Genomic DNA, 22,220 nt, shown 5'->3' on the forward strand with positions numbered 1-22,220 from the left:
TGGTGACGGCGGGGCGGCTGGTTACTGCTCGTCAAGGGAGGCGAGGAGGGCCTGCAGCCCGGTCTTCGGCTCTGGCCGGCTCGCTGCGGCCGCCGCTGGCACAGGTGCCGGGCGGGCTCTGCGCCTGGCCGCGGGTGCGGGCGCTGCAGCAGGCTGCGGGGCCGCCGCCGGGGCGGGTCGCTCGACGGACCGGACGCGCACCGTGCAGGTGGCGGTCGCCAGTCGAGGTCGAGCGACCCGCTGTGGCTTGCCGGCCAGGCGCCCCTGGGCCGGAGTGGAGGAGTAGATGAGCAGGCTGCGCACGGCGCGTGCCGGATCGCGGCCGTCGAGCCGCGCGTATCGCAGCACCCAGGCCAGGCCCCAGGGGATCAGCGCCATGAGGATGAAGTTCATGGCGCCGAAGTGGGCCCACAGATCCTTCGTCATGACGAGGAGCCCGAAGGTGATCACCATGGTCATGACCTGGGTGATCGTGTAGGGCCCTCCCGGGAGCCGGCCGGCTCCCGGGAGCTTGCCGATGACGAGTGGGTGCTTACGGGCTCGCGTGTACGAGTGCCCGATCAGCTCCTCCTCCGAGGCGCTCACGAGACCTGCCAGCCCTCACCCGCCATAGCGGGGGCGTCACCGGCGACGTGGAACCTGGAGGCTGCCGCGGCCCCGGTGTCGTTGATCTCGGATCCGACCTTGGTCTGCAGGACGTTGAGGTTGCTGATCCCCCAGAGCACGAGGGCGGCCAGGACGAAGGCGACGAGGGTGCCGACGAAGGAGCGGGTCTTCCACCAGGCCATCAGCACGGCGATGATCGCCATGAGGGCGGCCACGGTGAGGACCAGTGCACGGACCTGCCCCGTCTTGGTGTTGGCCCAGTCGAGGACGTCGCCGGCGAGGACAACGTGGTGGGGGTTGGCGGCTGCCAGGGTGTGCATGAACGATTCCTCTTTCTTCAGGAGTGCGACGGCGACGGCGAGTCAGATGCCGTAGCTGCGTCAGGGCTCGTGGTGGTGTGCGGCGCCGCCGACGGCGGGCTGCTCGCGCGGATGGCCGGGGCGTCGTCGACGGAGGCGACCTCCCAGCGGCCGGCGCGGGACTTGAGGGTGAGTGCGTAGCTCAGCGATGCCGGGCTGCCGGCCTGGTCGGTGGCGTCGACCTGGACCAGTTGGTGCAGCACCGTGCCGTCGGCTGGCACCTTCTGCTGGCCCGGGCCGGACGAGTCGTCCTGGACGCCGGTCACCTTCACCGCGGCGTACGGCGCAGGGGTGATCGGCTGCAGTCGGGTGCCGGGCGAGGTGTAGCGGTCGAGCTCGGTCGTACCGGTCAGGTAGGCGGTCAGGAACCCGCGCGCGGTCTCGACCGACGGGTCCGCACTGCTCGACCCGCGGTCGGTCTCGTACGCCAGGCCGCCCGGCTTGAGTGCGGCAGGCGCGGCCACCTGCGCCGGCAGCGATGTCGCCACGTAGCCGGCAGGGGCAGCGCCTTGTGCGGTTCCGCCGGCGCCGGCCGGGCCGGTGGCCTGGATGCCGACGCGGAAGTACTGGACGCCCAGCCGCGTGGACTTGCCTTTGTCGTCGTGGGCGGTGACGTCGGCGGCAACGGTGATGGACCAGTAGCCGGGCTGAACCTCGCGGGATGCGATCACGGTGGACTGCGTGGCCGTGCGGGTCCCGGGCTTGACCGCGAGCGCGACGGAGCCGGAGTAGTACGGCGCCAGGTCCCGCTCGGTTCCCTGGCCGGCCTGCAGGTAGGCGGCGACGAACAGCTCGGCGAAGCCGGCCGGCCCGACCGGCGACGCCGGCGTCGCCGTGGCGACAGGCTTGGCCGCGCCCTGGGCCGGAGCGGACGAGGAGAGGAACGCGAGCGCTCCGAGAACCGGGCCGGAGACAACGAGCACCCAGACCCCGGCGCTGACCAGGCGGGAGAGCCCGGCCATCTGGGCCGTGCTGGTCTTCCACCCGGTCTCGTCCGGCTCGTCCGCCGACGTCTCCTGAAGCTCCTCGACCTCCTCGTCCCAGACCTCCGCCTCGACGAGGTGCTTCTTGGCCGCCTTGCGCTGCCGACGCGGCCGCTTCACGAAGCCCTCCGCAGTGCCTGGACGGTCAGGACCGTCGAGATGCGCTCCTTGAGCTGGTCCGGCGTGCGCTGCAGCAGCACATCCCACGACGCCAGAGAGGCCTCCGACTCCCTGTCGAGGAAGGCGCGCATCTGCTCGTGCAGGTCACGGTCCATCGGCCGGCTCACCAGAGCAGCGGCGATCTTGGTCAGCTCGCGCGAAGCACGGGCCACACGGGCCTCATCGGCGTCGAGCAGCTGTCGGCCGGTGCCGGCCGGGGACATCGTGGTCACGTCGGTTCTCCCGGAGTCGAGAAGAGTGGGGGTGGGTGTTCAGGTGGGGCTGGACCGATCTGGCGGCCCTCTCGCCTGCTACAGGTGTTGAGGAAGCGCGCGGTGTGACAGTCGGGCTGAAATTTTTTCGGGCGATTTCCGCCGGCGCCCTTCCGACGGGCGCCGGCAGCTCTCAGGCCGCGGCGCGGTACTGCGAGAGGTCCGACTTCGCGCGCAGCGTGCGTACGGCACGGCTGGCGTGCTGCCGCAGCAGGTCTCCCTCGTGGCCCATGGACCGGGTGGTCATGTGGCGCTGGTTGGGGCGCTGCGAGGTGGACAGGTAGTACCGGGCGATGCGCTGCGCCTCGAGCTCCTTGAGCGCTCCGACCTCCACCGCCCACAGCAGCAGGTCGAGGACCTCGGTCCGTGTCTCGTGACGCGACAGGGCCGGCTCGTCGACGTCGACGAGCTCCATCTGGGCGGCCCGCATCAGCAGGTCGGCGAGCTCGACCGTGCGGTGGGGGGTGTCGGGGTCCTCGCTGGAGACGACGTGCGTGTATCGGGTGTGGTGCTCGGCTGCGGCCAGCGGGGCGACACCGGAGGCGAACTCCTGGACCTCCTCGATGTCGTCGAGACAGGCGGCCAGGGTGCGGCGGGCGAGCTGCAGGGTGTCGAGGGCGAGGTTGTTGAAGATCCGCCGCGGCCGCCGGTCGAGCGGGTAGGTGCGGACGACCTCGAAGGCGGCGCCGAACACGGCCGCGCACACGTCGTCCCACGGCAGGCCGGTACGGCGCTGGGTCTTGGCCATGAGGATCGCCTTGGGCAGCAGGACCCGGACCGTGATCCTCCACGCGAGGTGGGCATCGAAGCCGACCTCGGCGGCCCGCTCGACCAGCAGGTGCATCACGCGGTCGTGCTGGTCGAACTCGCCGCGGCGGTGGAGGTCGGAGATCTTGTCCACGACGTCCTGGGGCGTTGCTGCTCCGGCGAGCTCGGCGTGCTCCTCCGCCCAGGCGGCCACCCGGTCGGCGGCCCTCAGGTCGCGGCAGAGCACGTCCCAGTCGCGGTTCATCAGGGAGATCGTGGTGTAGCGGGTCACGGACTCGGAGGAGTCGGTTGCCGGGGTGTGCTGGGTGGTGGCCACGTCCGTGTCCGTCCTTTCGCGCCATCTGGTCTCGATGGCGCTCACACTCCCGACACCCCCCTTGACCGCGGTCTGACCGCTCTCGCGGCGTGACGAGGTCAAGGGGAAACGGGCCCTGGCACCTGAGTGGCCCAGGTGGGCAAGGGGGCCGTGGTCAAGGGGTGGGCGGAGTGGTCAAGGGGATGGACGCCCACCGGGTGAGGTGGACGGAGGTGCGCGCCCACTCCGGCTGGGGCCAGGGTGGAGTGGACGGACTTCGGCGCCGGTTCCATCCACCGGCTTGGATGGAGTCCACTGAGTGGATGGCCCGCGCCCCTCCTCGCGGGGCTTGCGCACGCCCACGCGGTGGCCACCCAGTGGGCTCGGCGCTCCTACCCATCGCCATCGCGATGGACCCCATCGCCAGCTCGGGTGGAGACCTGCGCCCCGCCATCACATCCGGACGTCGTTCCGTACCCCTCCGGTGCGCGAAGGGAGAGACACTTCCGGCTCCATTGGACCGGCCGCCCGCACCTGCCGTGCAGTGCGCCAGCCTCTGCGGTTCTGGGTTGGGAACGCCCGTGCTGTTTCCCCTTGACCTGGGCCGAGGTCAAGGGGAAACAGCAGAGGCGCAGGCCCGTGGTCAAGGGGCGGAAGGGGGGCCGGCCAAGGGGGTGGGAAGGACAGAGGAGGCATCACCAGAAGCCGCCTGCCTGAGACCCACTCCGGGTGGTGGCACATGCCGCTCCCCGCCTCCTCCACCGTGCGTCATCGATGGATGCCACCGGTGCACCGGGTTGGATGGAGCCCACTGCGTGGGTGGACAAGACCCGGTCCATCGGGTTTCGTCGACCAGATGGTGCGGGCCGATGGACGACATGCAATGGGTGGGTGGCTTTCCACCGAGTGGGCTCCATCAGACCGCGGAGCACTGGATGGAGCCCCCTCAGTACGCAGCGCCCGCGGTGGGAGTGGACCGCGAGTTGCCGGCGTGGTCCCCCGGAACGTGTGGAGGCCCGCCCCGATGCCGGGGCGGGCCTCCGTCGGTTGTCCGCCATTCACATCTCGGCGGCGTGCTTCTCACCCTTCGCCGTCAGTTCGACATCCAGCTCGTCGCTGCGGCGGGTCACGCTGACCAACTTCTCCTTCGAGAGCTTCTCGATGACCTCATCGGGGATCTGCGCCTCGCCGGTCGCGGAGGCCTTCAGCTCCACCACGAAGGCACGGCCCTCTCCGCTCGTGACGACGAGCTGGTCCCCCTGCTCCGCCCAGCCCACGGTCGCGCGGGAGTGGGCGGCCTGTGCATCCCGGAGCGCCGCAAGCAGAACCTTCTCCGCCTCGGTCAGGACGACGGGCTTCGCCGGACGGCCTCCCTTGCGGTCCCAGCGCTGCCCGAAGGCCTGTACCTGCTCCTTCACGTAGACCGGTCCGGACTTCAGGATGGCGACCGCAGGGGGAAAGTCGTCGCGCTTGGTGAGCTGTCCAGCGCGGCCCCGGGTGACGCCGAAGAGTTCGGCGATCTCGCCGACGCCGGCGAGTGCCGGGACGTCCTTCTCGGCGTTGCGGCGGTCCAGTTCGGCTTCGGTGATGGCTTCGACGCCCACAACGGGGGCGGTGACGCCGAGGTCCTTCAGGGCAGCGGAGACGGTCTTCAGGCCGGTGTCGACGGCCTGCCGGGCGGTGGAGGCCTCTACGAAGATGCGCACGGACAGGTTGCCGTTGGGAGCGGTGCCGACGGCGGGATGGGCGGTGGCAAGCCGGTCGTGCAGGTCGTCGTAGAGGTCGTCCGGAGCATCGCAGCAGCCGAGCTCGACGTAGATGCTCCATGCCTGGGTCATGATCGTCTCCAGTTCTCGGTGGGGGCGGTTGGGGGGCCCGCCCGGTTTGCCGGGCGGGCCCCGTGGTCTACGGGGTGTATCCGTGCCGCTTGAGGGCGGCGATGCAGTTCTTCAGGCTGCGTGGGTCAGACGGCGTGCCCGGCAGTGTGGTGACTCGAACGCTGCCCTTCTTCACCAGCCAATGGCCGCCCTTAGTCGGGGTGGCCTCGAAGCCCTGAGCCTTCAGCTTCTTGATGAGCTGCCGGACGTCCTTGCTGTTCATCCAACTTACCCCAAATCCCTAAACACCGTCTAGAGATACTCTGGCATAAACCCTAAACGATGTCAAGGGTTTATGAGTCTAGGGCTCGGCCCGCTCCGGGTGTCTGGGTGAGCAGGAGGGCCATGGTCAAGGGCGGGCGGAGTGGGCAAGGGGCGTCCACTGGGCGGGTGGATGGGGGTGTGGCCGCACTCCGACCAGGGGCAGGAGTGGAGGCCACTGGCAGTGGATGGAGCCCACCGAGTGGATGGACCGCGCCTCTGTCGCGGCGCTCGCGTACGTCCATGTGGTGGCCACCCAGTGGGCTCGGTGCTCCCACATCCACCCATCCACCCATCGCGATGGACGCCATCGAAGGCTCGGGCTGCCGCCATCGCCGCCGGGGCGCTCGGTGCGTGCCGGGGATGAAGCCCTGCGGCCACGATGCTCATCCGCAGGTTGGTCCCAGCAGATCGACCCACGGCTCGGCTGGAGTCGGTGCTGCGCCCCAGCCGCATCGGTTCCTGGACGTTGATCGGACGCCGGGTTTCCCCTTGACCTGGGCCGAGGTCAAGGGGAAACGGCAGGGGCCACGGCCGGTGGTCAAGGGGTGGAACGGAGGCCGGTCAAGGGGGTGGGGAGCCTGCGCAGTGCAGGTGGGCAAGGGCGGCCGGAGGGCGCCGTCAGCAGATGCTCGCTGGGGGCCGTCTCGGTGTGTGGCACGCTCCGCTTCACCTTCCACCGACACTTCGGGCGGCCTTCCGCTTTGGCCTCTCGCGACCGGGCGGAGCCCACTGTGTGGGTGGGCGGCTGGGTGTCGCCCCACTGGGGTTGGCTGGCCGGTGGACGACACCCGATGGCGCGGCCGGCACTCCATCGGGTGGGCACCAAGGTGTGCGCGGAGCCCCGGATGGAGTCCACCCTCCACTCTGTGGGTGGACTCCGGCGCCGGTTGCCCACTCCGGTCCACTGGATTGGATGGAGTACATCGAGTGGATGGGCCGGCCCCATCGCGGGGTGCTCGGGTCCATCCGCACTCAGGCCTCGCGCTGCGCCGTCCACCCACACTTCGGTCCATTGCGATGGACGCCACCGCGAGGTCGTGCTGAAGCCCCGGACCCCCATCACCCCTGCACGGTGTTCCGCCCGCCCCGGTGCTCGCCCGGGAGGAAGCCTGTCCGCACTGTCGTTCGTCCGCTGATCGGCTGGCCCGTGTCGAATCGGTTGCCGCTGGAGTCGGTGCTGCGCCCCAGCCGCATCGGTTCCTGGACGTTGATCGGACGCCGGGTTTCCCCTTGACCTGGGCCGAGGTCAAGGGGAAACGGCAGGGCAGGGCCACGGCCGGTGGTCAAGGGGTGGAACGGAGGCCGGTCAAGGGGGTGGGGCAACCTGCGCGAGGCAGGTGGTCAAGGGGGCGAGAGGGCAGAGGGGCTCTGACAGAGGGTGCCGTCGGCGGACGTCCTGGACGGATGCTCCCGCTCTCCACGATCCCTTCTGTGCTTCGGGCATTCGTCGTCTCTCGCCTTGTCCGCCGGGTCCCATCGGCGGGTGCTACCGGTGCGAGGGGATCCGGGGGCATCGAGTGGAGGCCACTGAGTGGAGACCGGGCCGGCCGGTGCATCGGGTGTCGTCCACCGGGGGGAGTGGCCGATGAGCGACACCCGATGGCGGGGGTCGGGCCTCACTCCACTCCACTGAGTGGGCTCCACCGCGCACACGGTGGAGCCCACTTAGTGCGCGGCGGCGGGCGATGGATGGCGGTTGCGCGAGTGGACCGGGAAGGATGGGGCCGACGCATCGGCCTCGGTGGCGTCCACTCATCCGGCGGCCGCGACCCTCGGCGCCACTCCACGATGGTGACTTCGAGGTGCTGCGGCACCCGGCGATGGGCGGTCAGGTTTCCCCTTGACCCGGACCGCGCGTCAAGGAGGAGCCCGGCGGGTGGGGAAGGCCGGTCAAGGGGGCCGTGGCGCTACGAGAAACCTTGGTCCGGTGCCGGGACGTCGACCATGCCCGCGGTCCCGATGTCCGGAACGGCTGACGGCGCTGCGGTGCGGTTGATGCCGAGCTCTGCTCCTTCGGCGCCTGCGGAGTGGGACGCGTTCCGGTGGAGGTGGCCCGGGGCGACCCGGGAGTGGTGAGTCTCGACGGGTGAAGTGGGCGGCTCATGATGCGGCCCGCTCCATCCGGCGGGTCCGGCATCGGACACAGAGGCCGGTGGAGCCGAGGGCCGGACGGGTGCATCCACTGCCGTCCCATCCCGCGCACACTTCGGGGTGTGCCGACGGGGGCGGACCACTTGCCCGTCCACCCTCGTGCTCCTCTCGGCAGGGCTTGCACCGGGGGGCTGGCTGGGCGCGGTTCAGCACCAGGACGGCGCAGCCGCACTCCGGGCACCGGCCCCGGGGAGCTGCGAGAGCGGACGGCTGGACGGGAACAGGAGCAGGGACAGGATGGACGATGGCGGGAGTGGGTGCCTCGGGCTGAGCCGTGGTGCGGCGCCGGTCACGGACGATCTCCTCGCACACTGAGCACCGGCGGCCGCTGCTCCACAGGACGCCGGCTTCGCAGTCGAAGATGCCGCAGCCCCAGCGGGGCAGGCCGACACCGAGGATCCACCGGCCGGGATCGCGGATCTCGTCGGTGAAGGTGCGACAGACCCGTGTCTCCAGCCGCTGCCGCAGCCGGGCGTCGTCGATGCCGGAGCGCAACTGGCGGCCGACTTCCCTGGCGATGCGCCGCTGCATGTAGACGCTGGTCTGCCGGAAGAGCCAGTGCACCGGCTCGAGGACGGCGTGGACCCGGGCGCTGACGGTCAGCCCGGGCCCGTCGTAGGAGCCGCTGGGGTTGGTCAAGGGGGTGGTCAAGGGGGTCTGGTGGTCATCCGCGCGCAGCGCGAGGCCGTCTTCGCCGGAGTCGTGTGGCAGTCGAGCACAGCGGTTTTCCACACCTTCACCTACCTGTACCTCGCCTACGGCGGGTGAGAAGAGTGCGCGCTCGTCATCAGGTCGGTCAGTCCTAGGTTCTTCCTTAGTCGCGAGTGATCCCGCACCAGCCGAGGAACCCGATCCCTCACCAGGAGCAGAGGTGGAGGAGGGCGCGACGCCCGTGGGGGACGGTTGTCCACAGGGCAGGTCCTGGGCGGCGGACGGGATGTCGTGAGCGATGAAGTGGTGGCGGCCGCGCACGCCGGCCCGCCGCTCCACGGTGATCCACCGCGTTGCTTCCAGCTCGTCGACGATCGCACCGGCTGCCGCGGTGGTGAGCGGCTGTCCGGCCCGCTGGCCGCTGTGGTGGTGGAGCGCCCCTGCGATTTCCGACTCGGTGAGCGGGATCTTCTGGGCCTGGGCGTAGGCGATGAGCGCGTACGCGCGCAGCTGGCGCGGGGTGAGGTCCTCGGCCGCGGCCACCGGGATCCACACGAATCGCTCGGTCGCGGACAGCGGCCGGGTACGGCGCACCGCCGAGGTGCCGCATCCGCCGGGCAGGGAACGGCGGGTCGAGGACAGCTCGACGACGCCGTCGGGCCCGGGGCGCATCAGCTGCGTCATGCCGCGTTCGACGGAGGCCTTCGACAGGCCGACGTACTCCGCGATGGTCGCGGTCGCCGCCGTGCAGCCCTCGGGACGTGAGGCCAACGCGGCGATCTTCACGTACGTGGTCACCGCGACGTCGGCGTAGTGCGGGTTGGTGACGAGGCGCAGGGGCACCTTGACCCGCTGGCGGCGCTGCGGGCGCGCCTGATCGCCCGCTGGCGGCGGGCTGCTCGGTACTGCTGTTGTGCGGGGCACGCTTCTCCTGGCGCACCGGCGCCGCGGGGCGGCGACTCGTGTGCGCTGGGTCTCGACGGCGTCCGGCGGGGACGCGCGGTCTGGGGTCTGGCCAGAGGCACTCGGGCGGAAGCTGAAGGAAAGGGCCCTTCAGCTGCTACGGGTGTCGAAAAAGCCGACGGTGTGACAGTCGGGCCGAGAAAATCCCTGGCAAGCCTGTGACCTGCGCGTCAAGGGGGTGTCCGGGGTGGCGGCGGGCCCCCTTGACCAGCCCCTTGACCAAGCCCGTGAAGGGACATCGGCCAGCTGTGGGGAGCGAGGCATCGGCCTTGTTGGTCAAGGGGTGCCGGCTGGAGCTGGTCAAGGGCCGGCCACTGGACCGAGCTGGGCCACGACGGATCCCGGCGGGAGCGCTGGCCGCGAGAGTGGGAACGGAGCGTGGCGTTGGCGTCACGGACGGGCGAAAAACCATCGCGATCGGGTTGCTTCGGTGGCGTCCGAGCTGACAAAGGGCATGGGTGTACTGCAAGATGGACCCCGTTCTCCCGGGTTGCCCCGGGAAACGACAAACCCCTTCGGGGGGATTGCTGCTGGAGGCAGTGATTGCCGGACCATTCGGTCTGGCCCTCGCTCAAAACTGGGCCGCTAACCCAGGACTGAGCGGTGACGGCCGGCAGAGGAGCCGCTAACTCCGAAGCCGGTGGAGAGGGGCGAGGAGCAGCCTTTGCTAGAGGCGCCCGCCCGGAAGGTCTACGACATCCTCAACTCCCCCTTCCAGGGGGCTTTCGCATCTCTGGGCCCGATCGCGCCGGACGGCGCCCATGGCAGCATCGCGCCCGGGGCGGCGGAGCCGCTCAGAAGCTGTGCGGTGCTGCTCATGGGAGAACCGCCTTCTCGGTTCACCGGGCTCATCCTCGGCGCTGTGCACCGGGGGCCCGAGGTGAGGCGTATTGGATCAAGCGAAAGTCACCCTATCCCCTGACAGCCGTCGCGCACACGCTCTCGGCGCGTTCTCCACTCGGCGTCGAAAAGTACTAACAAAAAAGGGCAGTTGGGGCAGAGGGCTACGAACTGGAGCTTCCCGTGAGGACGGTCGCTCGATCTGCCCGTACGACCGTCAACAGGTATGTATTGGGGCGTTCCTCGACGTATCCGACTCTGCGGACCTCCAGGACCGTCAGGCTGTGACCCCGGAGCAGCCGGTTCTCCTCGGCAGTCGCCGGCCGCGCGGACCAACGGCTGCTGTGCCCGCTCTCCTGTCGCGCGCCACCGGTGACGAAGGGGGCGACGGTGACGGCGTGGCCGCCACTGTCCGAGTTCAGCTCGGTCGCGGTGAACAGCGTCTGCCAGGCCCAGGGGGTCCCCGTGTGGAGCAGGACGGCCTGGCGCTCGAAGAGCCGCGCGCCGGGGGGGAGGAGGAGTGCTTCCGCGGCCTGCTGGTTGGCGACTCTGGCGCCGGCGTGAAGGTCGGTATGGCCGAGGCTCTCGCTGTCGACCGGCCAGAGATGGCCGGCGTCGGAGACCTGCACCTCCACCTGCGGGAACGACTGCAGCACCCGGGTCCGGCGGCGGGGTGCCATCTCGACCAGCCCCTCGGCCTCCAGTAGGCGCAGCGCCTGTCCCATCGTGTTCTGGGCGACGCCGTACTTCTCCGCGAGCTCCCGCTGCCCGGGCAGCGCCTCGCCGGCGGCGAACGTTCCCGCCGTGATGTCGGCGCGCAGCGCCGCCGCGGCGCGTTCGTGCGGGTGATGGGACGTCATGCCCACATCTTGCCGCACCAGCCACAGCTGCTTCGTCACGTGATCGACCGCCCTCTCCTTGACGTGATCGGCATCGCCATGCATGATCTGACTCAACTGACGCAGTCAGTTAAGTCAGATGGGGCGTGAAAACGCAAGCGGCCCCCGGGGCTGGTCCCCCCGGAGGCCGTGAACGCGCCTCATCCACCCACCAGAGCGTCACAGGAGATGAGATCGCGTGAACACCATGATGGCAGCCCACCCGCCGACTTCCCGCCCGAACCCGGGCTCGGCCGAGGCGAGCATCGCCCAGTTCGTCGCCTCGACCGGCCCGCTCGACAGCCTCGTCGCCAGCGGCTTCCTTGATCGGCAGGACGGCCACTACGTCGCACAGGAGCTGCGCACCCCGCAACTGCGCCAGGCGATGAAGTACTCGGTCTGCCTCACCGCCGAACCGGACATCGGCCACTTCTACCAGGAGGACGGAGAGCCGGACACCGACTGGCGCCGCCGCCGTGCCCAGACCGTCCGCGACCACTGCTCTGTGTGCCCGGTGCGCGCCGCGTGCGCCGAACTCGCCCTCCGTGAGGGCGACACCGTCGGCATCCGCGGCGGGCTGTCCCCCGAGAAGCTCAAGCGCCGGCTCGTCATGGAGCGCGACCGGCTCGACCAGGCCCTCGCCGAGGACCAGCACGCCGCCCAGCAGCAGCAGGCCCGCATCGCCGCGGCGCGCGAGGTTCAGCGGCTGGCCGGTCAGTACCTCGGCACCTCCGGCAAGCGCGAGAAGCGCCTGGAGAACATGGAGAACATCCGCGAGGCCACCCGGCGCCGCGACGAGCTCGTCGCCGCCCACCGCCGTTCCGCCGGCTGGACGGTCGCCGCATGAACCCCGCCGACGACGCATACGCCCTCAACCGCGCCCTGGTCAGCGCCCTCGCCCGCCGCGACGACGTCCTCTTACTCCCCGTCCTCGTACCGGCCGGCACCGACGTACCGCCCGTCAACCCGCTCACCGCGATGCTCCTGGGCCTGCTCGGTCAGGTCACCGCCGAGCGTGACGCCTTCAGGACCTGGGTCACCCAGGACCCGATCCAGCCCAGTGGCGACCCGCTGCGCGCCCGGGCCGCCGATGCGGCCAGCAACCTTGCCCGGAGGGACTCCCCGTGACACCCGACCTCGCCCCCCAGGGCGCGGACCTCGCCGAGCTCCTCGGCAGCTGGCAGTTCGTCCTCGGCACGCTCGTCCTCACCCTCGGGCCAGCGATCGCCCTGCGCCGGCGCCGCCTGGCCCTGGCCGAGCTCACCGACAACGAGCGGGCCGCGGCCGCCGACCGCCGCGGGCGCCGGTTCGAGGACCTCCTCACCGTCGTCATCGCTGCGGCTGCGGCTGCCCTGTCGGCCACCGGTCTGCGCCGGGTCGGCCACCACCAGATGGGCCTGGATGCCCCCTTCGACCTCCTGCCCTTCGTCGCGCTCGACGTCGCGGCGATGGTCTGCGGCCGCCGCGCCCGCCGCCGCGCCCACGACGGCGACGGACCGGGCCTGTCCGGAGCACTCTTCTGGACCCTGGCCGGCATCAGCGCCGTCTTCTCCGCGTCCGAAGCCGACTCCGTCCTCGGCGGCGCCGTCCGCGCGGTGTGGCCAGTCCTGGCCGCCGTGCTCTGGGAGATCGGCTCCCTTGAGGAGCGCCGCGCCGCCCGCAACAAGGGCGGACGCCCGGATCGCCGCATCGCCCTGGTGCGCCTGCTCCACCCCGTCGAGGCCTTCCGCGTCGCGCTGCTCCTCGCCGCCCGCCAGGACCTGGCTCAGGAGGAAGCCACCACCGAGGTCCGCATCTCCCGGGCCGCCTACCGCTGGTACCGGCTGCGCCGCGCCCAGGACGCGGTCAAGAGGAGCGGCTGGATGACCCACTGGGCATACCGCCTCGCCGAGATGCACGCCGACGCCCGCGCCCAGGATGCCAGCGAACGAGCGGGATGCTCCGACCCCGTCATCCTGAAGCGCGTCGTCGCCCGGCTCCAGCTCCGTGTGCGCCAGGCTGACATCGCCGGGATGAACCTGCGCAATCCCGCGGCGTTCGAGGGCATCCTCAACACCCTGATCGGCACCATCCCGACCATCCCATCCCAGGCAACTGAACCTCATCCTGCGCCCTCATCCCACCCCGCCGACGGCGAAGAGTCACAGGTCAAGGCCAGGATGACCGAGAGCGGTGGGCCCGAGGACGCCAGCGATGACGAGAACACCGTCTCGCCGCACCCGGACGTCGACGCCGAGCAGGATGAGACCACGGCTGCGGAGCGGAAGACCGACGAGGAGGTCATGGCCGCTTTCGTCGAGATCGTCCCGCGCAAGGATGACGGCACGTTCGCCTGGGGCATCAACAAGTGCGCCGAAGCCCTCGGCATTGGCAACCCGCGGGCCGAGAAGTTCCTGAAGACGCAGGCCGAGTGGCTGCCCAAGGCGCTGGCCGCCCATCCCGCGGCGCACGGCGCCGACGGCGAAGAACCGGACCACTTCGACCAGGCCCTCGCCCTCGCGAACGAGCCGCCGCAGTCGGCCGCCGGCCGCCAAGACCTCCAGCCCGACCCGGCGCCGGCTGGCCAGCAGCCGCTCCTCGACGAGCTCGTCCACCTCGACCCGACCGTGGGCGACCACTTCGAGCAGCACGACAGCGGCCTCCTCGTCCCCGCCGCCGGCAGCCGACCCTGACGCCCCGCTCCGCAGGGCGCTCAGGAGGGTTGCCCGCGAGCACGACCGTGAGGACCACACATGTCCGCCACCACCTTCGACCAGCACGTCAACGAGGCCCTCGCCCTCGTCGCACCGGCCCGCCGGCCCGTCACCGCTACCGGACCGGCCGGGTCGGCCAGCGCCCCGCAGCGCGGCCGGCCCCGCCTCGCCCTCGTGCGACGCCCCATCTCCCGAGAGGTGAGCGAGCAGTGAGCACGACCCCTTCCAATCGCGGCCGGAGAAACCGGACGCACTCCAACACCTCTCAGGGCGAACCGCCCCAGACCGCGGAGGCGGAGAGCGGAGTCCCGGACGACGAGACGCAGCTGCGTCGCCTCTTGTCCCGCATCGGTGTCCGGCCCCTCGGTCACGCCGAGCAGCCCGTCGACGAGGAGCCCGAGCCGGCCGCGGCCCGCCCCGAGCAGGAACTGACGTCCGCCGGTGCCACCCGTCGGATCTCGATGTCGCCCGGCGGCCGGCTGCCCGTGCCCGGGCAGACCATCGACCTCACGGACATCCCCGAGCAGCAGGCCCCGGCCGACGAGCCGATGCCCGCAGAGGGCCAGGACGCCACGCCTGAGCCGGCCGGGCCCGCAGAGGCGCAGCCCGCGGGTGAGCCGGTGAAGAGGGTGTGGCCACCTCGTGATCCCTGGCGTCGACACAAGGACGACGACCAGGCCGAGGGCGCGGCCGCCTCGGACGCGGACGAAGACCTCCCGGAGCCGGAGGGCGACGAGCCCGACTGGTTCCGCGTACAGAAGACCGCCGCTCTGCAGGCACCAGACCCGGACACGTACGAGGTGCATCACCACTACTACGGCACAGGCCAGGAGCCGCCGGCACGCGCAGGGGAGGGGACCGGCCCCGGCCGCAACCGCAGCTCTCTCACCGCCTGGTGGGTGTCGCTCACCCCGTTGCAGCGGTTCATCCTCCACAACGGAGCGGCCGCGACCGTCGGCGCCTGGAGCTGGGGTTTGTTCACCGCCCAGTGGAACACCGGCCTGCCCCAGTGGACGCTCGCCGTCATGCACGACGCTGCCGCCAGCAGCAACGAGCCCACCACTCCGTTCATCGTCGGCGGCGGCGTGATGCTGATCGCCGCGGTTGCCGGCGGCGCCATCACCGCCTTCGTGGAGAAGTGGCTGTACCGCCTGCCCTCGTTCTGCGCCGCCGTCCGCTTCCTCACCCACATCCCGGTCGCCTCCGCCGGCATTGCCGTCCTGCTGTTCCTGCCCTCCACCTTTGAAGGACACCCGTGACCACCCCGCTCGCCGCCGCGGCCGGAACCAGCGCCCTCGGCCCGATGTCCGCCACCGCCGTCAGCATCATCCTGATCGTCACCCTCATCTACGGCATCTGGGGCAAGGGGAAGAAGAAGCTGGCCCGAGGCCCCGCCCAGGCCATCGGCTTCTTCGCCGAGCTCGCCTTCCTGCGCGCCGACAGCTGGCCCCACGACCTCGGCATCGCCGTCCAGGACATCCCGCGCCAGGTCGCCGCGAACCCAGACCTGGGATCCATCGGCATGACTGCCGTGGTGATCATCCTGCTTGTGCTGTCCGCCTTCGCCCCCATCGTGCCGTTCACCGGTGCCCTGTGGGGAATGCTTACCGCGGCCGCCATGGCCGCCGCGCAGGGCTCCATCTGGCGGGCGGTCATCTCCGTCGCCACCGCCGCACTGTCCCTGGTGGGCGCATGACCAGGCAGCCGGACAAGACGAGCACCACCAAGCAGGAACGGCGGAAGATCAGGCTGGAGCACATCCCGTTCGTGCGCGAGGTCCCGGTCCTGGTAAGCGCCACCATGGTCGCGCTGCGCTACGTCGGCGCCTGGCTGCGCGCCGGCGACCAGGAACGCGGCGGGTTTCTCGTCCGCCTCACCGCACTCGGCCTCGCCGGCTACGTCGCCCTGCACTTCAGCGAGAAGCACCCCGGGCTCTGGTACGTCTACAGCGCCACTGGGCTGGTCGTCGTCACGACCGTCGCCGTCCGCACCGGCCTGTCAGCCGGCCGCACAGTAGCGGACCTGGAAGCCGCACATGCCCCATCCGAGGAGGAGCCGCAGGGGAGCGACAGCGTAAACGATCATGAAATGGCGGGGGAGCGAGGCCCTGAAACGACTCCTCAGGCCACTTCGGCCGAAGCCGACGCCGCCTTCGCAGTGTTCATTGAGCACAGCGTCGCCTTCGCCGTCCGCCAAGGCCGCAAGGGCGTCCACACCGACACCCTGCTCAAGCGGATCCACCAGGAGCACATGCTGGCCGACTGGACGGAGCCCATGCTCAGGCAGAAGTGCAAGTCCCTTGGCATCCCCGTCCGGACCCAGATGGGCATCCAGGGGAGGAACTACTTCGGTGTGCATGTCGAGAACCTCGAGCAGGCCCTCGGCAGGCCCCTGAGGATCCCCGCCCAGCTTGTCCCCGACCTCACCCCGAACGCCCCCGCCGCGCCCCCTGCCGAGCCTCCCGCTCCGCCCCCCGAAGTGGCCTTCCTCAAGGCTCCTGCAGAGGCCGACTGAACCATCCGCCCGGGAGCTCCCTCGGCCGCCGGCCAGAGGGGGCTCCCGGGCGTCCGCAAATGTCCTCCGGCCGGCTGCCACTCCCCTCCCCCACAGGGGCTCGACCAGCCATCTATCGGTCACATCTACGACCGCCTGACCTGCGGATCTACCCCAACGCTAGATGCATCTATCACCCCCATCTACCGTGCCCTATCAGCCTGTTCCCGTCCCGTAGAGCGCGGCCGCCCGGTACCGTCGAACCACACCCGCAAGACCAGTGGAGGGGTCCGCGATGGCATGGCGGTACGAGTGCGGCCCGTGCGGGGTCACGACAGGATGGCTGCCGAAGGATCAGGCCTCCGCCAAGCGGGACGAACATCGGAACACCGTCCACCCCGGCATGACCCCAACGGCCGAGGTGTTCGAGTCCAACGCCAAGTCGATCGCTAAGGATCCGGCCGCCCTGCGCATGTGGGCGGCCATCGCCGTCGTCTGTCTGCTCGCCTGGATCATCCAGACCATGCACTGACGCACGATCGTCCAGCCGCACTCCCAGGGCCACGGCTGCTCCAACCAACACCTCGCAGCGCGAGCTGGCCTACCCCCTCAACTCGATGTTGCTTATTAGTATTTCAATATGTACTGTGGTGGTCGCGGAGAAAGTTCCGCCTCTGTGTCACACGCCGCTCGCGCACAACACCTGTAGCAGACGAGCGCACCCACACACCTCCTGGAGCCCAACGTGCCCACGCCCCGCACCCTGATGATCGGAACCGCCCTCGCGAGTACCGCCCTCATCATCACCGGCTGCACCAACAGTCCCATCAAGCACGGCGAGGTCATCGACAAGCGCGGCTACGCCGGTTCCTGGATCCCCGAGTACGAGGACGTGTACCGCCAGGACTGCTCGACCATCCGCACCAGCTCGTTCACCACCACCGCCTTCGCGGGCCGCAGCAGCGGCTCCAGCGGCAGCAAGTCCAGCGGCGGCAAGTCCAGCTCGTCGGGCAGTACCGGCAAGAAGAACAACGACACCAACCCCGACGGCTCCGGAGGTTCGTCCGGCGGCACCCCGCCCGGCAAGCCCCTCACAAACGGGGGCACCTCCGGCACCACCCAGCCCGGATCGTCCGGCTCGACCACCGACGGCAGCAGCCAGTCCACCAAGCAGTGCCAGCGCCACCACGTCGGCCGGAAGCAGACCGGTCAGCACTGGCAGCCGGGCAAGTGGGAGCTCCAGCTCCGCGACGGCGACCGAACCGGCTGGATCACGGTCTCCGAGACCACCTACAACGACACCGATCTCCACGACCGCATCTGACCCCCCCGAGACCCAGAGGGAGATCTGTCATGCCCGGTGCACCCGAGTACACCCCCTACAGCATCTACATGCTGGAGCCGCACGCTGAGTATGCGACCGCCGAGAACGGCCACATCCCGATCGAAGCCATCGCCGAGCGCGTCTACGGCAAGCCGTACAACTCGCTGCGCGGTTGCCAGCGGGACGACGAGCACATCCCCAATGACAGCGTGAAGCTGTACGAACTCACCTCCGAGGGGGACTACGAGGAGGCGCTCGACCAGTTCGATGAGGCGAGGGTGTACTTGGGCTGGGACTCCGGTCTCGGTGAGGTCGTTTACAAGACCGGCATGACCGAGCTGGACTACTGGCTGAGCATTCGCGTCGCTGACGAGAACACGCCCGCCACTGTCGAGGCGAACCCGCCCGATACGCAAGACCTTGAGAACACCGTGTTCGAGAGCCGATTCTTCGCCGATCGCGCCTTCTCCCCGTCGCTGAACCTGATCCTCGCCGATCTCATCCGCCGCAGCGAACTCCCGCGCGGTAACTACCTGTTCCGGCACTGGTGGTGATCGAAGCGACACGAAAACCGACGCCAAAGAGCCCCGACGAGGCCCACCAGGCCCTCTTCCCTGGCGATCCGCTGCCACGCGACCAGTTACCCACCCCAACACACCCGCCCCCGACGACCTCCGATGCGGGGCCACCACCCGGTGGCCCCGCATCATCCAGTGGGAGACACCAGATGCACGCCTTCGTTCTCGGAACCATCTCGGAGCCGCCGTCACCCTGCTCGCTCTCGCCCTGAGCCGGCGCATGACCCGGAAACCGCACTGCCCCTGGTGCGCCACAGCCTCGTCCTGGCCCACCTCCCAGCATGACGCCCTGCACTGCCGCGGCTACGTACAAGAACGCCGCCCCGAGCGCCGCCGCGACATCGCACACGGACGACCGGTTCCCCAGCCCAACCCCTGGGGCCACGCGCACCTCCTCGACGAAGAACGACGCTAGCCACAGCGCAAGCCCCCGACCGAGCACACCCCTGCGCCGCGCCATCGTGACCTCGCCCGCAGCACACCCAAGGCCGCAGGCTGACCAAACCTCACTCACCCGCGACCAGTCACCCTGAAGGGGAAGCCCTATGCCCGTCGGCCACCACCCCGAACACGCCGTAAAGGCGTACTGGGATGAACGCCCGTCCATCGCCCGCCTCATCCTCGAAGCACGGTCGGCGCACTATCGCCTCACCGATGTCCTCGAACACGACCCCGACCACAACGGCGTCCCCGCCCTGCGCCGCCTCAAGCTCCTGCACGCCGGCGCGCTCGTCGACATCCTTGCCCTGCGCACCCGAGACACCGACCTCTACGAAGCCGCCCGCGACCACGGCGCCCTCCTCCGCGAGGTCGACGGCCTGGCCCTCAACGACCATCCCCACAACGGCCTCAACCACCTACGAGCCCAATACGCCCGACTCCACCACCACACCCACGGCGACGCATGCCGAGCGTCCCAAGCCACTGACGACTCTCTGCCGCCCCAACGCACGTTCCGCCGATCCGGCCCCCGGCTGGTTCGCCAAATGCTCGACACCTACGCCTGGGCCAACCTCGGCCGCACTCCCCGATTCCCCGCCGTCGACGTCGCCAGCGAACAGCGGCTACACATCATGACCCGCGGACTCCTCCTCGACTGGGCCGCCACCGCGGCCCCGACCGACAACGCCACGGCGGCGGCCGCGGCCAACGCAGGCCACGCCCTGCGGGCCTTCGACCGCCGATCCACGCTGAGCGACCCCCGCGCCCGCGCGTACCTCCTCGACGCCTTCCGCGACTTCGACGACCAGGACGAAGACGTCGACCCACACCCCCACGACTGCGCAGGGCGCTGCGCCGGCACCGGCGAAGTCCTCACCGTGCTCACCTGGGAGCACCACGGCGACGACATCTATACCGCCGTCCACCAGGAACCGATCCTCTGCTACGGCGCCCCCACCACCCATGCCCTCGACTGCGCTACCTGCGAGGGACACGGCTTCACCTACACGCCCGGCTACCGCGAACTCTGCCTCGACGGTCGCATCCCCGCCTCCGAGCCGGCCACGAGCAGCGTAGTGCCACGGGACGCGTGAGCACGCTGCACCCGAGCGGCGCAGGGCCGGCAGGCACCTCGGTGTCTGCCGGCCCTGCGCGGCCGCCAGTCGCCCGGGGCTGCACCCTTGGGACTGTGATTTCTCCCCCCCTCCCGCGAGGGGGGAGAAATCTCCCCCCTCGCGGTACTGAGAAATCTCCCTCCCCGCGCGAGGGAGATTTCTCCCCCCCTGAAAGAGCCAGCTTCGGGGGGTGATTTCTCTCCCCCTAAGAAGAACCGCCGAGAGGGGAGAGATCTCCCCCCCATGACAGACCGGTCCTGACCCTGCACACACGGCCCGACACCAGGTTGCCCTACAAGTTGCCCTACAAGTTGCTTTTCAAGTTGCTTTTCAAGTCGCCCTGCAAGTTGCCCTACAAGTTGCCCCCACACGGCACCCTCAACGGGGAAACATGCACTTCAGCGGCACAGTCAAGGGGGCCTGAGCGCGCCGACTACTTCTCTACGAGACCCCCAAGGGCACTGAGGACACTAGCGAAGAGCCACAGACGAACGACAGGAGGGAGGAAGCCGGAGGGAAGCGAGGAGCAAGCGACATGGATGGGAGAGCAGCAGAACAAGAGGAAAGAGGGCAGTGAGCAGCGGGAGCAGTTAGACGACAACAGCAAGCGAGACGAAGAACCCCAGAAGCGCAAGAGCTGAGGAGATAGAGGGCAGCCGCAGGGGACAACGACCAAACGAGAGACAGACAGAACACGAGACCGGAGACGGACAGGGGAACGGGAAACGCGAAGGACTACGAGCCACAGGAGCCAGGAGGCCGAGACGGGGTCCGAGGTTCGAGTGGGCCGGGGAGTTGAGCCGTCGTAGATCGGCGCGGAACGCAAGCGGCCCCGCCCAGCGAAACGCTGAGCGGGGCGCGTGCAAAGGAGGTGGGGGAGGGGGGCGCGTCAGGAGGGGCGGGGTCGGGCAGAGGGGCCTACCGGTCCGCGCGGATCATCCGCAGAGCGGCGACCCGTGCGCTAGAGGTGACGCGATCCGCCGCGCGGGCCCGGACCGCCCGCGCTCGCAGGAACGCGGCGGCGGCCTCGACGTCGCCGTCAGCCGCGCGGGCCAGCAGCTCGGTGAGCTTGTCGGTGGCCATGGGGTGTCCTCTCCATCTGCAAGGGATCTGTAGCGGGGTCAGGGGCCGCCCGTGTCTGTCGCCTGCACTGCCCGGAGCCCGTGGGCGTGCGGGAGCGACACGGGCGGCCTGTGGGAGCCGATTCCCGGTGGGAAGCGACCCCTATCGGCAGCTGTGTCCCGGGGGAGCGACAGCGCCGAAGTCCGGCATGGCGCGCACAGCGTCCATAGAGACCTGGAACGCGAGCCAGGTAAGGCCAAGGGCGATGCCCCCGAGCAAGGCACCCAGAACGATTCCGGTCCTGCGTCCGATCTTCCGGTTCATCAGTGCTCCCAGGTAGGCGGGTTGGTGGGGCGGGGCCGGTGGTGGGTGCGGGCGGCCCTTGGGGATAGGGCCGCCCGCACCGGGCAGGGACGAGTCAGAGAGGAATTCGGGGGGACTGCGCGTTCAGCCGCGCCATGAGGCAGTCGGGGCAGAGGTCGGACCCCTCAGTCTCGTTGCCGCACTCCTCGCCCCATCCGGGGCACGTGGATATCTCAGACCGGCTGTCGCGCATCTTGGCTGCTTCCTCTTGGGTGGTGTGGGGCCCGGCGGCCCTGGGGTGGGGGGTTGGGGCCGCCGGGCGGTCTGTGGGGGCTCAGGCGGCCTTGTAGCGGTTCAGCTTCTCGACCAGCGCGGCGCGCTGGATCATGAGCGCCTGGACCCTGCCGTCGAGCTTGCCGATCTCGGCCTCGATGGCCTCCGCGCGCTTGCCGTTGAGGAAGTTCTCGTACGCGGCCTCGCGCGTCTCGGTGTCCTTGTCGGCCTGGTAGACCTTGACCAGACCGGTCACCAGGTCCCGGACCTTCTCGAACGTCTCCTGGCTCGCGCTCTCGGCCGGGGAGTTGGTCGGGAACGCCGCCCCGAGCATCCGCTTGCGGAACTTCAGCAGCGCCGCGCCCTCTCCGTCGGTCTCGGCGGTCAGGTCCGCCGGGTTGACCAGGTGGGAGCCGACGACGTACGGCAGATCGCCGTCACCGAGCATCGGGAGGTCGGTCCGGCCGTGCCGGTCCTCCGGGCTGCCCTTGCCGAACTGGACGTTCAGCAGACCCTTGACGGCCGGGAACAGCTCCCAGTTCGGGTGGACCACGACCGAGCCGATCGGGAACACGCCGTCCTGGAAGACCTGGGACAGGTCGTAGACGGCCTCGCCGTTCTCGCCGGCCTCGACGGTGTAGGCGTAGGTGTTACCGGCCGGGGTGGTGAACGTCTGGGTGCCGGACATGAAGATCCCCTCCAACAGGGTTCAGGTGGTGTGGTTCTCGGCCGGTTCTTCGTTCCCCCGACCTCGTGATAACTACAGTACACATCGAAACGCGAATACGCAACACCGGAACGGGATCACCCCCACACGCTCAACCAAACCCAAGCCCAACTAGAAACCTCACCCCGCCACCCCACCCCCCGGC

General features: G+C 70.0%; 23 protein-coding genes. 11 read left to right on the top strand and 12 right to left on the bottom strand.

Going from position 1 to position 22,220, the window contains the following annotated elements; all coding sequences use genetic code 11:
* Window positions 1–21: 21 nt before the first annotated feature.
* From ADK41_RS01355 to ADK41_RS01400, 9 genes are all read right to left on the bottom strand, one after another.
* Complete coding sequence (locus ADK41_RS01355; RefSeq protein WP_051842836.1) at window positions 22–585, bottom strand: hypothetical protein; 564 nt, start codon at window positions 583–585, stop codon at window positions 22–24.
* Window positions 582–926 (bottom strand): hypothetical protein, encoded by a 345-nt coding sequence (locus ADK41_RS01360; RefSeq protein WP_030819291.1) that lies wholly within the window; start codon window positions 924–926, stop codon window positions 582–584. The genes ADK41_RS01355 and ADK41_RS01360 overlap by 4 nt, the downstream gene beginning before the upstream one ends.
* A 17-nt stretch (window positions 927–943) precedes the next feature.
* Entirely contained in the window at window positions 944–2,068 is a 1,125-nt protein-coding gene (locus tag ADK41_RS01365; protein WP_051842835.1) for a conjugal transfer protein, read from the bottom strand.
* Window positions 2,065–2,331, bottom strand: a complete 267-nt coding sequence (locus ADK41_RS01370) for a hypothetical protein (protein ID WP_030578818.1) — start codon at window positions 2,329–2,331, stop codon at window positions 2,065–2,067. The genes ADK41_RS01365 and ADK41_RS01370 overlap by 4 nt, the downstream gene beginning before the upstream one ends.
* Window positions 2,332–2,512: 181 nt before the next feature.
* On the bottom strand, window positions 2,513–3,463 hold the full coding sequence (locus ADK41_RS01375) for a hypothetical protein (RefSeq protein ID WP_030819288.1): 951 nt from the start codon (window positions 3,461–3,463) through the stop codon (window positions 2,513–2,515).
* 1,037 nt (window positions 3,464–4,500) lie between these two features.
* Window positions 4,501–5,280: a hypothetical protein gene (locus tag ADK41_RS01380; protein ID WP_051842827.1), complete on the bottom strand. Its 780-nt coding sequence runs from the start codon at window positions 5,278–5,280 to the stop codon at window positions 4,501–4,503.
* A gap of 67 nt (window positions 5,281–5,347) precedes the next feature.
* A complete protein-coding gene (locus tag ADK41_RS01385) occupies window positions 5,348–5,542 on the bottom strand; it encodes a type II toxin-antitoxin system HicA family toxin (protein ID WP_030381387.1) in 195 nt (64 codons plus the stop codon).
* A gap of 2,141 nt (window positions 5,543–7,683) precedes the next feature.
* On the bottom strand, window positions 7,684–9,309 hold the full coding sequence (locus ADK41_RS01390; RefSeq protein WP_234318523.1) for an SMC-Scp complex subunit ScpB: 1,626 nt from the start codon (window positions 9,307–9,309) through the stop codon (window positions 7,684–7,686).
* Between the two features lie 1,043 nt (window positions 9,310–10,352).
* On the bottom strand, window positions 10,353–11,048 hold the full coding sequence (locus tag ADK41_RS01400; protein WP_234318520.1) for a GntR family transcriptional regulator: 696 nt from the start codon (window positions 11,046–11,048) through the stop codon (window positions 10,353–10,355).
* Between the two features lie 226 nt (window positions 11,049–11,274).
* Here ADK41_RS01400 and ADK41_RS01405 point away from each other — a divergent pair, with 226 nt between their 5' ends.
* The 10 genes from ADK41_RS01405 to ADK41_RS01445 all read left to right on the top strand — a co-directional run bounded on the left by ADK41_RS01405 (window position 11,275) and on the right by ADK41_RS01445 (window position 18,130).
* Complete coding sequence (locus tag ADK41_RS01405; RefSeq protein WP_234318574.1) at window positions 11,275–11,913, top strand: WhiB family transcriptional regulator; 639 nt, start codon at window positions 11,275–11,277, stop codon at window positions 11,911–11,913.
* Window positions 11,910–12,194 carry a hypothetical protein gene (locus ADK41_RS01410; RefSeq protein WP_030819278.1) on the top strand — a complete coding sequence of 95 codons (285 nt, stop codon included), beginning with the start codon at window positions 11,910–11,912 and terminating at the stop codon, window positions 12,192–12,194. Before ADK41_RS01405 ends, ADK41_RS01410 begins: the two co-directional genes overlap by 4 nt.
* Entirely contained in the window at window positions 12,191–13,738 is a 1,548-nt protein-coding gene (locus ADK41_RS01415) for a DUF2637 domain-containing protein (protein ID WP_030819276.1), read from the top strand. Before ADK41_RS01410 ends, ADK41_RS01415 begins: the two co-directional genes overlap by 4 nt.
* A 60-nt stretch (window positions 13,739–13,798) precedes the next feature.
* Window positions 13,799–13,972: a hypothetical protein gene (locus tag ADK41_RS41960; protein ID WP_167353438.1), complete on the top strand. Its 174-nt coding sequence runs from the start codon at window positions 13,799–13,801 to the stop codon at window positions 13,970–13,972.
* Window positions 13,969–15,018: a hypothetical protein gene (locus ADK41_RS01420; protein ID WP_037803302.1), complete on the top strand. Its 1,050-nt coding sequence runs from the start codon at window positions 13,969–13,971 to the stop codon at window positions 15,016–15,018. Before ADK41_RS41960 ends, ADK41_RS01420 begins: the two co-directional genes overlap by 4 nt.
* Window positions 15,015–15,455 (top strand): hypothetical protein, encoded by a 441-nt coding sequence (locus tag ADK41_RS01425; protein ID WP_030819272.1) that lies wholly within the window; start codon window positions 15,015–15,017, stop codon window positions 15,453–15,455. The genes ADK41_RS01420 and ADK41_RS01425 overlap by 4 nt, the downstream gene beginning before the upstream one ends.
* Window positions 15,452–16,273, top strand: coding sequence for a hypothetical protein (locus ADK41_RS01430; protein ID WP_234318519.1), 822 nt, complete (start codon window positions 15,452–15,454; stop codon window positions 16,271–16,273). The genes ADK41_RS01425 and ADK41_RS01430 overlap by 4 nt, the downstream gene beginning before the upstream one ends.
* A gap of 274 nt (window positions 16,274–16,547) precedes the next feature.
* A complete protein-coding gene (locus tag ADK41_RS01435) occupies window positions 16,548–16,784 on the top strand; it encodes a hypothetical protein (RefSeq protein WP_245174591.1) in 237 nt (78 codons plus the stop codon).
* A 213-nt stretch (window positions 16,785–16,997) separates the two neighbouring features.
* Complete coding sequence (locus ADK41_RS01440) at window positions 16,998–17,576, top strand: hypothetical protein (RefSeq protein ID WP_030819266.1); 579 nt, start codon at window positions 16,998–17,000, stop codon at window positions 17,574–17,576.
* A 29-nt stretch (window positions 17,577–17,605) separates the two neighbouring features.
* The gene (locus ADK41_RS01445; RefSeq protein ID WP_030819265.1) at window positions 17,606–18,130 is read left to right on the top strand and encodes a hypothetical protein; all 525 of its coding nucleotides are present in this window, start codon (window positions 17,606–17,608) and stop codon (window positions 18,128–18,130) included.
* Window positions 18,131–18,678: 548 nt separating this feature from the next.
* On the opposite strand, the gene ADK41_RS42705 is transcribed toward ADK41_RS01445, so the two are convergent.
* A complete protein-coding gene (locus ADK41_RS42705; protein ID WP_030819263.1) occupies window positions 18,679–19,011 on the bottom strand; it encodes a hypothetical protein in 333 nt (110 codons plus the stop codon).
* A gap of 129 nt (window positions 19,012–19,140) precedes the next feature.
* On the opposite strand from ADK41_RS42705, the gene ADK41_RS42710 reads away from it, so the two are divergent.
* Window positions 19,141–19,689, top strand: a complete 549-nt coding sequence (locus tag ADK41_RS42710; RefSeq protein ID WP_030819261.1) for a hypothetical protein — start codon at window positions 19,141–19,143, stop codon at window positions 19,687–19,689.
* A 939-nt stretch (window positions 19,690–20,628) separates the two neighbouring features.
* Here the strand turns inward: ADK41_RS42710 and ADK41_RS41520 are convergent.
* A complete protein-coding gene (locus tag ADK41_RS41520) occupies window positions 20,629–20,793 on the bottom strand; it encodes a hypothetical protein (RefSeq protein ID WP_157846297.1) in 165 nt (54 codons plus the stop codon).
* A 616-nt stretch (window positions 20,794–21,409) separates the two neighbouring features.
* Entirely contained in the window at window positions 21,410–22,036 is a 627-nt protein-coding gene (locus tag ADK41_RS01460; RefSeq protein ID WP_078662251.1) for a DUF4200 domain-containing protein, read from the bottom strand.
* Window positions 22,037–22,220: the final 184 nt, after the last annotated feature.

This window comes from Streptomyces caelestis, from assembly GCF_001279005.1.
GTDB lineage: Bacteria > Actinomycetota > Actinomycetes > Streptomycetales > Streptomycetaceae > Streptomyces > Streptomyces heliomycini.